This window comes from Pedobacter nyackensis, assembly GCF_032678475.1.
Classification (GTDB): Bacteria; Bacteroidota; Bacteroidia; order Sphingobacteriales; family Sphingobacteriaceae; genus Pedobacter; species Pedobacter nyackensis_A.
This window is the reverse complement of the sequence record NZ_JAVTSF010000001.1, coordinates 177473-190641: the sequence shown is the minus strand read 5'-3', so window position 1 is coordinate 190641 and position 13169 is coordinate 177473. Positions and strand designations below refer to the sequence as shown.

Sequence of the window (13169 nt, the reverse complement as noted above, 5' to 3'; positions counted from 1 at the left end):
AGCATCACTATAACGGATTATCCTGCTGACTTTTATCAACAGGATAATCATAAAAAACTATTTTAGCTGACTAAAAAATCTGATTTTCTTAATAAAATAAGCCCAAACAATACTCGATGGATATTGACCAGTATGTTTTAAAAAATCAATTTGTGTACCAGCTCTTTTCTTTCCATTTTTTGATAAATTAAGCAGGAAATCATAATGTGCTTTATTGATTGACCATGCAAAATCCGCTTTACCTTGAACCAGGAAATGTATCCAGGCAATAAAATCAAGGCACATTCTGATAAATATTCTAGAATAAGCATCATTTACCGGCAGATTTTTCTGCATTATAACCAGGTTATTCTTGAAGTTTAAATACGTCTTGTAAGGGTTATTGGCATTCAATGTACCACCACCAACGTGATAAACTTCGGCTGTTGGACAATAAATCACTTTATAGCCGAGGTTTTTTAGGCGCCAGCAAAGGTCAATTTCTTCCATGTGTGCAAAGAAATCAGGATCAAGTCCTCCAACTTCCTTCCAGTACTTGCTTTTAATAAACAATGCAGCACCACTGGCCCAGAAAATTTCCTGTTGATCTTCGTATTGTTTAACATCAGGTTCTACCGTGTCAAAAAGACGCCCTCTGCAAAAAGGAAAACCATGTAAATCCAGATATCCACCTGCTGCACCAGCATATTCAAACTGCGATTTATTCTTCTGCCATTTGATTTTTGGTTGTGCAACAGCAATTTTATCGTCCATTTCCATGGCGTCAATTACAGGCTGAATCCAGTTGGCAGGCACTTCTACATCAGAATTCAGCAATACATAATAGTCCGCGTCTATCTGTTCAAACAGTTTACCATACCCTTCGGCAAAGCCATAATTATGATCATTTACAATCAAGCGTACTTCGGGGTAATTCGCCTTCATAAAGGCAACAGAATCATCCGTAGAAGCATTATCACCTACTACAAGCTGTAAATTCGGATACACCGACTTAACTACACCAGGTAGAAATTGCTCAAGTAAGGCTTTTCCATTCCAATTTAAAACTACTACTGCTACACTCGGTACCGTCATTCTATTGCGTTAATTTCGTTTATGTTTCCATCGCTTATGACTCCAAAGCCAGTAAGCAGGTTCTTCTTTTAAAATATTTTCCAGCAATGCAAACTGCATTTTCGTAATTTCCATTGGCTCTGTTGCTTTCGGATCCATACATAAAGGGATACAATCTACTTCATAATAGCCCCTTTTTACTACTTTGGCGTTGAAATAAAATATCGGTCGATTGGTTTGAACAGCAATTTTCTCCAATCCCATTAATACCGGTGTATCCCGATTCATAAAATCGATCCAATAATGGGCCTCAATCCCCGCAGGAGTTTGATCGCCAGCGAAACAATACATTGTTGCTTCGTTTCGAGTCGCAGCTATTGATCTTAAAGTCTGACGCATAGGAATAAAATGATTTCCAAAACGGGTACGGATCTTATAAAACCAATCGTCAAATAACTTGTTATGCAATGGCTTATAGATCACATATTCCGGTTTAGATAGCTCCGCACCTAGTGCCAGCATACACAACTCCCAGTTACCATAATGACCAGTACAAGCCAGTACGCTTTCATTTTTGCTAAAATATTCCTCAACCAGGTGAAGGTTGGTAAACTTCACCCTTTTTTTGAGCGCCGACCTCGAAATAGAATTCATCTTAATGACTTCAACAACAAGATCATTAAAATACCTAAAAAACTGCTTTTCAATTTTTACGATATCAGCCTCAGACTTTTCCGGAAAGGACCCCCTTAAATTATCAAGCACAACCTGCTTGCGATACGGAAAAATGTAATACACCACATAAAACCCTACGGTTGCAATAAAATAGAGGATAGAGAAAGGTAATACGGATAAAACGTTCAAAAAAAATATTCCTATATAAGAAAAGCTTTTTTTTATCATTAATTTGGCGAATTGAGAATGCAAACATAAAATATCAGATGCAAAGTTCAGCTATATTCCCTCTTTTTTATCTTCCACCAGTGGCTTACTTCTCTGGTTTGAAAGACTTTGATTACAATTTTTTATTGGAGAAAGAAGAACATTTCCCTAAACAAACCTATAGAAACCGCACCAGAATATACTCACCCAACGGACATTTGGATTTAATTATCCCTGTTATCAAGGGATCGAAAGTACATACTAAGATCAAAGATGTTAAAATAAGTAATGATTTTAACTGGCAAAGACTACACTGGAAGAGCTTTGAAAGCTGTTACAGGAACGCCGCTTACTTTGAATTTTACGAAGATGAATTCGCACACTTTTATCATACGAAATTTGAATATCTGTTTGATTATAACCTGCAGCTTCTGGAATGGTTGTTTAAGCAACTAAAAAAGGAGGCTACAATAGGATTTACGACCGGGTATATAAAAGAGGTAGACCCGGCTTTGGATTTTCGTGGTAAGATACACTTTAAAAACCCGGTAAATGAAGCAGATTTTAAACCCTATTTTCAGGTGTTTGATGATAGGGAAGGCTTTAAACCAAACTTAAGCATTGTTGATCTGTTATTTAACCAGGGTCCGCAGACTAAGTCCTATTTATAATATATGGGTAAACCAGCAAAACACAAACGTAGTAAACGCAAGCGCTATTCCCTGCCGGTCGCAGGTTCCAGTCCCGGGGTTGTCTATATCGATGAAAATGCATTGGCGCCGGTTATCGTATTTCATAGCTATAATGATCATCATTACGCGGTTAAGGAGCTGGATAATATCGAGAACTTATCAAGAATACTCAGTAATCATGAATTCAATTACTGGATCGAGATAAAAGGATTTGGATCTATGGCAATGTTTGAAACACTGAACACCGATTTCGGTATCAGTAAGCTGGTTTTAGAAGACATCACACGAACGTATCAGCGCCCAAAACTGGAAGAGTATGGCAAATATGACTTTGCTACCAGCCGCATGCTTCGCCTTGATGAACATAAAAATCTGGAGAATGATCAGGTTTCGTTTATTCTGATGGAAAATGCACTATTCACCTTCCAGGAGGCCCACACAGACTGCCTTGAGCCAATACGGACACGTTTAAGGGTAGGAAAAGGAAATATCCGCATTGCAGGCAGCAGTTATTTAATGTATGCGCTGATGGATATTATTATTGATACCTATTTTGAAGTATTAAGCACTTGGGGCGATGAACTCGATATGATTGAAGACCGCCTGTTTGATAAACCAGATAAAACTGTGATGTTCGACACCCAGTTGATTAAACGAAATCTGATCAACGTGAGACGGGTAGTGTGGCCGGAGAGAGACAAGTTAAATGATATCCTCAGAAGTGAAAGCTTGCTGATCCCCAGTCAGACTAAAATGTACATTCGTGATGCGTATGATCATTGCATTCAGCTCATTGACATTGTCGAATCTTTAAAGGAGATATCAGCCAGTAACATCGACATGTATTTGTCTATCATTAGTAACAGGATGAATGAGATTATGAAAGTGCTCACCATCATTTCTTCGATTTTTATTCCTCTGACGTTTATAGCAGGTATTTACGGGATGAACTTTGCCATTGAAGATCCCGTCACAGGTAAAGTTCTGCCCCAAAATATGCCCGAACTTTACCAGGAACATGGTTATTTATATACAATGATTATCATGGGGGCAATTGCAGTTGGACAAATCATATATTTCTGGCGAAAAGGATGGTTTAAATAGAAGTGATTATTATTACCTTTACCGGCTCATGCAATCTTTCGAACTGGACAAGTCAGATGTATCCAAAATCAAGCTCGCTTTAAGCGGTGATGATGAACAACTAAAAGTTATTCTAGGGGAGTATCACGCCTCTGAAATTGCCATCTTATTTGAAAGTTTAAATAAAGATGAAAAGCAAAGGATCATCAATTTGCTGGACGTCGAGACTGCATCTGAGGTTATCTCAGAAATGCATGAAGAGTCTCACCCTGAGGAACTTCTCCTGCAGTTACATCCCGACAAGCGGACGGAAATTGTAGAAGAGCTGGATTATGATGATGCCACCGACATCATCTCTCAGCTTGAAGAACATGAACAAAAAGAGATTCTTGCAGACCTGAGTGAAGACGATGCTTCCAGCATCAGGAATCTACTTAGTTACCACGAAGAGACAGCGGGTGGTTTGATGAATACGGAGTTCATCCGTATCAATCTCGACCTGACTAAAAAGGACGCTATAGAGGAGATCATCCGGCAGAGTGAAGAAATTGAAGAATTCTATACCATCTTCGTGGTAAATGACGACAACGTTTTTCAAGGTATTGTGTCTTTGAAAGACATCATCAAGGCAAAAGGAAATGTTAAAATCACTGAACTTGTAAAAGCAGAAGTTGCCTGGGTTTATCCGGATACAGATCAGGAAGAGGTAGCCCGGTTAATTTCACAATACAACATCACAAGTATTCCGGTTTTGGATAAGGATATGAAGCTGCTGGGCCGGGTTACATTTGATGACGTGATCGACGTACTGGAGGATGAGAATACAGAAGATATCTTAAAGATTTCAGGGGTATCGGAAGATGAGGAACTGAGTGGTAACTGGATTGAAGCGGTAAAGTCACGCTTGCCATGGTTAATCCTTAACCTTGGCACGGCATTTTTGGCATCTTCTGTAGTAAGGCATTTTGACGATACGATAAAGCTAATCACCATTTTACCAGCCTATATGACTATTATCGCCGGCATGGGTGGAAATGCGGCAACACAAGCACTTGCGGTAACTGTAAGAAGGATTTCATTGTATGACTTAACTGATAATCAAGCGTACAGAACTGTTTTAAAAGAATTAACGGTTGGATTGATAAATGGTGCATGCACAGGTACCATTGTGTTCCTGTTTGCTTTATATTTTGACTCTAATCCAATGCTGGGACTGGTTATATTCTTAGCCATGACAGGTAATTTACTAATTGCAGGCGTAACTGGTGCAGGTATTCCTTTGGCATTAAAAAGAATTGGTATCGACCCAGCCATTGCGTCGTCAATAATTATTACAACATTTACCGATGTTTTTGGGTTTTTACTCTTACTGGGACTGGCAAGCAAGCTTTTATTGTAGTAAACCAACAGGAAACAAGCAACAAAACACAATTAGACTCAAGAAGAAGCAACCGCTAATTAAATAGCCGTTACTCTCGTTTCTATATTACCTTTTGTTGCTTTCGAATAAGGACAGGCATGGTTTGCTTTGTCGGCCAATTTTTGCGCTTCCTCAGTAGAAACTCCAGGAATATGTACATCCAGATCCGCAGATAACGCAAATGCATTTCCATCCTTATTAAAAGAGATGTGAACTTCTACCGTAGCTTCTGAAACATCAACGCCCTCGCGTTCCGCTATTGCACCCAATGCACCTAAATAACATGGACCCCATGCTGCAGCAAACAACTGTTCCGGATTTGTAGCACCACCTTGTCCACCCATTTCCCGAGGTTTCCTAACCTCAAATTCTATCATTCCATCGCTTGATTTAATATGACCATTCCGACCACCTTTAGCAGTAACAGATGCTGTATACAGTTTTTCCATAATGTTATCTTGTTCTTTTTAACTTCTGATACAACAGTCGGAAATCTATTAAAGTTTCATTTATTTTTATTTGTTGGTCATTAACTACCTTAAGCACTTCGTATCTATATTTTAATTTTTTCCGATAGCTTAAAGATATCGTAAGCAACTTTTTGTATCATATCAATCTGTTCGGTTATGATAACCTCGTCGTTCTGATTTTCATCCTGTTCAATTATGCTCCTTCTAATCAAAGGAACATTACTGACCGTTCCTTTATTCGATTTCAGATTTTCAACAGACAAATTCAACAGATATTTGGTATTCTGAACTACTGGCTTAAGCTCATCAAAATCAGAGACTACAAAAGCGTGTTCCTTTTTATACAAAGACAAAGTAGCAATGTAAGAAGAGAGGTGATGATTTAAAGCTGTAAACTGATGTAATTCTGTCATCATGATCTGTTTACTTTTAGGTTCAGAAAACATGCGCTGAAATAACGATGCAAGGTTGGCTGTAGCTACGTAAACCTCCTTACGTGCAACTTTGTAATTGGTCAGGTTATGTTCGTCTTCAACATACAGTAAAATAACCTCTTCAAAGTACTTTAGGTTGGCTCTAAGTGTATCCAGCATAGCTTCCTTCAGTTTTTCGTGTTCCCAGTTTGGAAACAGTGAATAACTCGCTAACAGTGCAATGCCAGATCCGATTAGTGTATCGTAAATTCTTTCCCTGGCAATTGACAAACTCCCCATACCAAGGAAATCAAATAACACCAAAATATAGGGTGTCATAAAAAGTACACTGACTACATAATTCTTACGCTGAAAACTATAAGCGCCAATCATACAAAACAGGAGGATTATAAATAAGGTGTTTTTATCCTGAACATACACCAATATGCCCATTCCTATAAATGCGCCAATTACCGTCCCGATAATCCGCTCATAGTTTCTTTGTTTTGTTAAACTGAAGCCTGGTTTAGAAATTACGAGTATGGTTAGCAATATCCAGTAACTATGCGAAAAATTTAAAGACTTAGCAACAATAAAACCTATAAGCATTACAATAGCCACACGCAACGAGTGGCGAAAGGTAGAAGAACTGAAAGTCATGTTCTCATAAAGCAAACCCCGGTCTATAGTTTGTTTGGTAACAAATTTTTCAATCTCAATTTCCCTGGGTTTTAAATTCTTTTTTTCCTTTTTATTGAAATAGCTATTGATGGTCTTAACACGAGAAAGGATATTTTCAATATTCACTTCAATGTTTTTTAAAGCGATAATACCCAGTGTATTATACTTTCCATCAGTATTGTTAATTTCCAGTTCTGTGATTTCACTCCTCAATCGTTCCACATCTTCAATTAACGACGTGGGAAGGCTAGGGGTGCCTCCGGTTTTGAGTGCAAAGGCTATGTCATCCAGTTCTTCCGCAATTCTAATAATAACAGACTCATAATGTTTTAAAATTCCTGATGAATCAAATTGTTCATGCAACTGCTTGTAATTGTAGTAGGTAGACATCACTTGTTCAAAAAGATCTACCATATCTACAAAAACCAATAGTAAAAAGCGACCTTCCGGAGTAGATTCCCTTACAATTTCCCTGGTTTTAAACAAAACATCTCTTACAGCATCCTGTTTTTCATGCACTTGCACCTGAAGTTGCAGTAAGTCAGCATAATTATCATCGTAATCAATATTCTGGTGATAAAACCTGGCTTTTGCCCTTAAAAAGAGGCTTACTTCGTGAATAGAGTCACTTAGCGTTTGCTGCACAATTCGAAAGGGGCGGATCCTGTAGAAAAAATAACTGAGTAGGGTATACCATATACTCCCTAAAAATAGCAAAGCTGAAGAAAAGAGAACTTCTTTCCAGGGCCTGATATCATCAATACTCAATACCATAATCAACAAAGCCGCTGTCCCAATAGATGCAGCTCTGGTACCATACAGAAAGAACATTGAAAAAATAAAACTGAAAAATACGATCAAAACAGCAGTAAAGTAGACACTGCTGTTAGTTAATCCGACCACGATAAAGATCAGTGTAATCAATCCGGTTGTGATTAACATCGCATTTCTGCGATGTACAATTGGTCCTGGTGTGTCTACAACGCTTGCGCAAAGCGCACCTAACGACAAAGTCATGCCATATTGGAGTAATCCAAACTGGGCTAGAATTAAAGATGGACAAAGAACGCCAAGAGTAATGCGCAGACCGTCAGCAAAATAAGTACTTAATAAAAAATCATGGATACTTCGGACAGGACGATTAAACATATTGCAAATTTATAATTAATGCATATCAATTACTTGACCAATTTGATTAGTAATATCAACATTTTTTAGATTTGTTTAATTTAAAAGACAAAATAAACTTATCAGTCTGTAAATACCCTGAGATAGGGATCTTCCGAATTATTACTTAACATAATATTAATTATACAACATATTAATACGTAAAAAAACACCAATCAATGCGGTTGGTGTTCCTAGTTTTTGTACTGTTAGAATTCTTCTAATTTTCCTCTAAGTTCCTGAACTTTATCCAGTCGCTGTTTACGGGTATAAATCTCAATTAGCAGTTGTACGGTTGATTTATCATTCTGATTAACTTCATGTGCCTGCAATAAAGCGATTTCTGCACGGTTAATATAGGAAATGAATTTAGGCGTACTTTCTGAATTTCCGGATTTAAGCGATTCATTTGCTGAATTTATATAAACAAGTCCAAGCTGATACAATGCATCAAAATAATTTTCATCGATTGCTAAAGCTTTATTGTAAGCTAATTCCGCTGTACTGTTGTTTGCTTTATTTTGCTGCAGATAGCCGTATAGAAAATATAGCAATTTATTGTTCGATTCTACTTTAATTGTTGATTCGATTACACGCATTGCTTCCGGATATTTTTCATTATCCAGCAACAGATTAATGTAGTCGTTCGTTAGGAAAACATTATAAGGATTAACTTTAATTCCATCTTCAAGTGTACGTATGGCTAATTCATGCTCAAATTTAGAGGTGTAAATATGAGCCATATTCTGGAAAATGATAGGATTTTTAACGCCATTATCTTTTGCTCTTTTAAAATACACCAAGGCTTTGTCGTATTCCTGGATATTTTGCGCAGACAAAGCTGTGTTAACAGCCAATGTGGTATCTTTCGGTAAAAAATCACTTACTTCACGGAGCGACTCGTAAGCGGCTGCAAAATCTCCCTTGACGTATGCATCACTACCTTTTTTTTGTTTTCTGATGTTTACGTTATAAGCTGCTGCTGAAATTAAATTTTGATTTGCCTGGAATTTATCCAAACGTTTAGCGGAGTCAATTGCCTGTAAAGCAAGATTATAATACCTGTCTGCATTGCCTTCATTAGTTTCAATAATAGAAACGTATGAACTCAGGTAAGCTTTTATAGCCCAGGTTTCAGGCCATCTTCTTGTCTTTTTGTCGCTCTGGGCAGCCTCTGCCGCTTTAATCCCCTCTCCTAGCACGCCTAGCTGTTTACCGGCATCCTGCTTGGCATTTATAGCAACCTGCAGCTTGCCAACGCTATTGCGTGCAATCTGAAGCTGACTCTTTTGCGCAAAGGCAGTATTGTAACTTGCGGAAACCAGGAATAAACCAAAAACAAAGGATATCTTACTCATACAAAAAGGTGTGTTATTACTACAAACTTATAAAAAAAAAAGAGGGATAAAAATTACCCCTCTTTTTCTTTACGACTTCTTACAGAATTATTGCTTAATACTGTCTAATTTTTTCTTCATTGCCTCATAGTTAGGCGTGTCATTTTTAAATAAATAGATGATCTTAAGGTTTTCTAAAGCACTAACATTATTTGGATCTAATTCCAATGCTTTTTTGAAAAAAGGCATAGATTCATCGATAAACTTATTCATTTTGTTAGTCAACGCTGTGAACTCATCCTTTTTCTTAACATCAATCGCATTTCTTTGGTTCTGTATAGCCAGGGCTTGTTTGTAGTAAGTATCACCCATCAAGTACTGGTATGTTGCGTTTTTAGGGTCTTTTTCCATCAGTACTTTCAACATTTCCTGGGATTTTTTAATATCACCACCTTTAATATAAAGGTCTGTTTCCAAGGTGATAAAGTAAGAATCATCTGGGAATTTTGCTGACGCTTCTTTAATTAAGCCTAATCCGGCAACGCTGTCCTTTAATTTATCCATTGTGATGTTAATGATCTCAGAATACAATACTTTTGAATCTGCATAGTTCAAATCAATTGCTTTCTTGAAATTTCTTACCACTTCAGGATAGTTTTGAATTTCCTTAGCTGTTACACCTGCATTCACATACATCGATGTATCATTCGGATTTTTAGTAGTAATTTCGTTAAAAGCAGCTAATGCAGCTGCGAAATCTTTCTTTTTATAAGCATAGATAGCTCTGTTTCTCAATGCATTTTCAACATTTACCTTCGCTTGCTCTAAGTTATCCTTCTCAGCACCTTTTTTGTCCAGTTCCTGAGTTTTAACAATTGCTTCTTCAGCTATTTGTTGTTTTGCTTTTGCATTATTCAAATCTACAGAGTCGATCAATGCAATTCTTGATGCAAATAAAGCTCTGTAAGACCAGGCTTCAGGTAAGTCTTTAGATTTCTCATGAACAATAGCAAGATCAGTGTGCGCTAATCCACCATTAAGTGCTTTTAGATGATCGTCCAGCGTTTTGCCTGTAGTTATGCCTAAAAGATTCCATGCTTTTTTGGCTTCATTGATTTCACTTTTTTGAGCGCTTGCATATGAGGCAACACTTGCAAACATTATACTTAAAAGTACTTTTTTCATCTTTCTACAATTTGTTTTTTAATGATAATGAAGCTACCATGATCTAATATCTGTTTTGTTTTATGATCACAATAGCTTCATTAATTTTACTTATTTTTTTAATTGTTATTTTTCTTCTTCATCTGCCTCTCCCTCTTCGTCGGCGTTCTCGTCGTTTTCATCAATTTCTTCTTCTGTTTCTTCAACATCATCTTCGATTGTACCCTCTTCGCCTTCTCCAGCCGGTTCGCCATCAACAATCAGGTGGTTTTCAGTTTCTTCAACTTCCTCATCCTCATGTTCTATTCTGGCAACAGAAGCAATTTCGTCGCTACCTTTAAGGTTAATTAAACGCACACCCTGAGTTGCACGGCCCATTACCCTTAACTGGCTCACTACTATCCTGATTACGATACCTGATTTATTGATAATCATTAAATCATCCGCATCAGTAACATTCTTAATGGCAACCAGGTTTCCGGTTTTCTCAGTAACGTTAATGGTTTTAACACCTTTACCACCTCTATTAGTAACGCGGTAATCTTCAATATCAGTACGTTTACCGTAACCTTTTTCTGAAACCACCAAAACAGTTGCTCCCGGATCATCCACAGCAATCATGCCAACTACTTCATCTTTCTCATGAGCAAGTGTAACACCACGAACACCAGTTGCAGTTCTACCCATTGGTCTAACCTTCTCTTCATTGAAGCGAATAGCCCTTCCTGAGCGTAAAGCCATCACAATTTCACTTGAACCAGTAGTTAAACTCGCTTCTAACAATTGATCACCTTCATTGATATTAATTGCATTAATACCATTTACCCTTGGTCTCGAATAAGCTTCCAGAGAAGTTTTCTTAATCGTTCCTTTTTTGGTACACATGATGATGTAATTGTTTTCCAGGTATTCCTGATCTTTAAGGTTTTTAACCTTAATAAAGGCTTTAATCTTTTCTTCCTTAGGGATATTGATGATGTTCTGAATTGCTCTTCCTTTACTTAATCGTGATCCTTCAGGGATTTCGTAAACCCTTAGCCAGAAACAACGACCAGTTTCAGTAAAGAACAACATATAGTTGTGGTTCGAAGCGATTAATAAGTGCTCAATAAAGTCTTCATTTCTGGAATCACTTCCTTTTGAACCTTTACCGCCCCTACCTTGAGTACGATATTCTGTAGCTGGAGTACGTTTGATGTAACCTTCATGAGAAATGGTAATTACTACCTCTTCATCCTCAATAAAGTCTTCCATGCTCATATCTTCTGCCGAGTGAACAATAGAAGTTCTACGTTCATCGCCATATTTCTCTTTCATCTCAGTCAACTCATCCTTGATGATCTGCATACGTTTACCTTCATCATCTAAGATAGACTGTAAGTATTCGATAGTTTTCATCAGTTCATTGTATTCGTCTTTGATTTTATCACGTTCCAGACCTGTTAACCTACGAAGCGTCATATCAAGGATTGCTCTCGCCTGAATATCAGATAAGCCAAATTGCTCCATTAAGCCTGTTCTGGCATCTTCAGGAGTATCAGAACTACGGATCAATTTGATAACCTCATCCAGGTGATCCAATGCAATCAGTAATCCTTCTAATATATGTGCGCGTTTTTTAGCCTCAGCAAGTTCAAATTTAGTTCTGCGGACAACCACCTCATGTCTGTGCTCCACAAAATAATGGATCAGGTCCTTCAGGTTCAATAACTGCGGTCTTCCTTTAACAAGGGCAATGTTATTTACACTAAATGAGGTTTGTAATGCAGTTTGTTTAAATAAGTTATTTAAAACAATAGAAGCATTTGCATCACGTTTGATTTCGTAAACGATACGGATACCATCCTTGTTAGACTCATCTTTGATATTAGAAATACCTTCAATTTTTTTCTCTCCAACCAGTTCAGCAGTACGCTCAATCATCATTGCCTTATTTACCTGATAAGGTATTTCAGTAACGATGATCGTTTCGCGGTCTTTATGAGACTCGATTTCAGCTTTAGCACGCATTACAATACGGCCTCTTCCGGTTTCAAAAGCTTCCTGAACACCATTGTAACCATAAATGATGGCTCCTGTTGGGAAATCAGGTGCTTTAATGTGCTTCATTAGCTCAGCAACAGTAATTTCATTGTTGTCTATATAAGCGATAGTAGCATTAATGGTTTCAGTGATATTGTGTGGAGGCATGTTTGTTGCCATACCTACGGCAATACCGGATGAACCATTGATAAGTAAGTTAGGAACCTTTGAAGGAAGCACAGTAGGCTCCTGTAATGAATCATCAAAGTTTAGTTGAAAATCAACCGTATCTTTATTGATATCTGCAAGCATATCTTCTGCGATCTTCTGGAAGCGTGCTTCAGTATATCGCATTGCTGCAGGAGAGTCACCGTCAATTGAACCATAGTTTCCTTGTCCCTCAACCATTAAGTAGCGTAAGCTCCAATCCTGGGCCATCCTTACCATGGTGTTGTACACAGATGAATCACCATGTGGGTGATACTTACCCAAGACTTCACCAACGATACGTGCAGATTTTTTATATGGTTTATTGTTTGCTAATCCCAGATCAAGCATTCCGTACAACACGCGACGGTGTACAGGTTTTAATCCATCACGTACATCAGGTAAAGCCCTTGATACGATAACCGACATCGAATAATCGATGTAAGCGGATCTCATTTGCTCATCAATATCGATTCTAATTATTTTGTCGTTTTCTTGATTTTCTAAATCTTCTGCCATAAATATTAATGTTCCTTAAGAACGTTTTAAATGTGGTATTGTTATAACCTTGCGAATCT

Annotated in this window: 10 protein-coding genes; 3 read left to right on the top strand and 7 right to left on the bottom strand. The window is 37.6% G+C overall.

Going from position 1 to position 13169, the window contains the following annotated elements; all coding sequences use genetic code 11:
- Positions 1-57: 57 nt before the first annotated feature.
- Entirely contained in the window at positions 58-1074 is a 1017-nt protein-coding gene (locus R2Q84_RS00745; protein WP_316814601.1) for a glycosyltransferase family 2 protein, read from the bottom strand.
- Positions 1075-1083: 9 nt separating this feature from the next.
- Positions 1084-1917, bottom strand: coding sequence for a lysophospholipid acyltransferase family protein (locus tag R2Q84_RS00740; protein ID WP_316814600.1), 834 nt, complete (start codon positions 1915-1917; stop codon positions 1084-1086).
- Positions 1918-1994: 77 nt separating this feature from the next.
- On the opposite strand from R2Q84_RS00740, the gene R2Q84_RS00735 reads away from it, so the two are divergent.
- From R2Q84_RS00735 to mgtE, 3 genes are read left to right on the top strand one after another with little or no spacing between them, the layout of a single operon-like run.
- Positions 1995-2606 (top strand): WbqC family protein, encoded by a 612-nt coding sequence (locus R2Q84_RS00735; RefSeq protein WP_316814599.1) that lies wholly within the window; start codon positions 1995-1997, stop codon positions 2604-2606.
- 3 nt (positions 2607-2609) lie between these two features.
- Entirely contained in the window at positions 2610-3731 is a 1122-nt protein-coding gene (gene corA, locus R2Q84_RS00730) for a magnesium/cobalt transporter CorA (RefSeq protein WP_316814598.1), read from the top strand.
- Positions 3732-3759: 28 nt separating this feature from the next.
- Positions 3760-5109, top strand: a complete 1350-nt coding sequence (gene mgtE, locus R2Q84_RS00725; protein ID WP_316814597.1) for a magnesium transporter — start codon at positions 3760-3762, stop codon at positions 5107-5109.
- A 59-nt stretch (positions 5110-5168) separates the two neighbouring features.
- Here the strand turns inward: mgtE and R2Q84_RS00720 are convergent, their stop codons facing one another.
- The 5 genes from R2Q84_RS00720 to gyrA all read right to left on the bottom strand — a co-directional run bounded on the left by R2Q84_RS00720 (position 5169) and on the right by gyrA (position 13110).
- On the bottom strand, positions 5169-5579 hold the full coding sequence (locus R2Q84_RS00720) for an organic hydroperoxide resistance protein (protein ID WP_316814596.1): 411 nt from the start codon (positions 5577-5579) through the stop codon (positions 5169-5171).
- 104 nt (positions 5580-5683) lie between these two features.
- Positions 5684-7843 carry an FUSC family protein gene (locus tag R2Q84_RS00715; protein ID WP_316814595.1) on the bottom strand — a complete coding sequence of 720 codons (2160 nt, stop codon included), beginning with the start codon at positions 7841-7843 and terminating at the stop codon, positions 5684-5686.
- 227 nt (positions 7844-8070) lie between these two features.
- Positions 8071-9219, bottom strand: a complete 1149-nt coding sequence (locus tag R2Q84_RS00710; RefSeq protein WP_316814594.1) for a hypothetical protein — start codon at positions 9217-9219, stop codon at positions 8071-8073.
- An 87-nt stretch (positions 9220-9306) separates the two neighbouring features.
- Positions 9307-10383 carry a tetratricopeptide repeat protein gene (locus tag R2Q84_RS00705; protein WP_316814593.1) on the bottom strand — a complete coding sequence of 359 codons (1077 nt, stop codon included), beginning with the start codon at positions 10381-10383 and terminating at the stop codon, positions 9307-9309.
- A 105-nt stretch (positions 10384-10488) separates the two neighbouring features.
- Positions 10489-13110 (bottom strand): DNA gyrase subunit A, encoded by a 2622-nt coding sequence (gene gyrA, locus R2Q84_RS00700; RefSeq protein WP_316814592.1) that lies wholly within the window; start codon positions 13108-13110, stop codon positions 10489-10491.
- Positions 13111-13169: the final 59 nt, after the last annotated feature.

Coding starts and splice junctions, on each gene's coding strand:
- R2Q84_RS00745 (WP_316814601.1), bottom strand. CDS start 1,074: ATGACGGTACCGAGTGTAGCAGTAGTAGTTTTAAATTGGAATGGAAAA.
- R2Q84_RS00735 (WP_316814599.1), top strand. CDS start 1,995: ATGCAAAGTTCAGCTATATTCCCTCTTTTTTATCTTCCACCAGTGGCT.
- corA (WP_316814598.1), top strand. CDS start 2,610: ATGGGTAAACCAGCAAAACACAAACGTAGTAAACGCAAGCGCTATTCC.
- mgtE (WP_316814597.1), top strand. CDS start 3,760: ATGCAATCTTTCGAACTGGACAAGTCAGATGTATCCAAAATCAAGCTC.
- R2Q84_RS00720 (WP_316814596.1), bottom strand. CDS start 5,579: ATGGAAAAACTGTATACAGCATCTGTTACTGCTAAAGGTGGTCGGAAT.
- R2Q84_RS00715 (WP_316814595.1), bottom strand. CDS start 7,843: ATGTTTAATCGTCCTGTCCGAAGTATCCATGATTTTTTATTAAGTACT.
- R2Q84_RS00710 (WP_316814594.1), bottom strand. CDS start 9,219: ATGAGTAAGATATCCTTTGTTTTTGGTTTATTCCTGGTTTCCGCAAGT.
- R2Q84_RS00705 (WP_316814593.1), bottom strand. CDS start 10,383: ATGAAAAAAGTACTTTTAAGTATAATGTTTGCAAGTGTTGCCTCATAT.
- gyrA (WP_316814592.1), bottom strand. CDS start 13,110: ATGGCAGAAGATTTAGAAAATCAAGAAAACGACAAAATAATTAGAATC.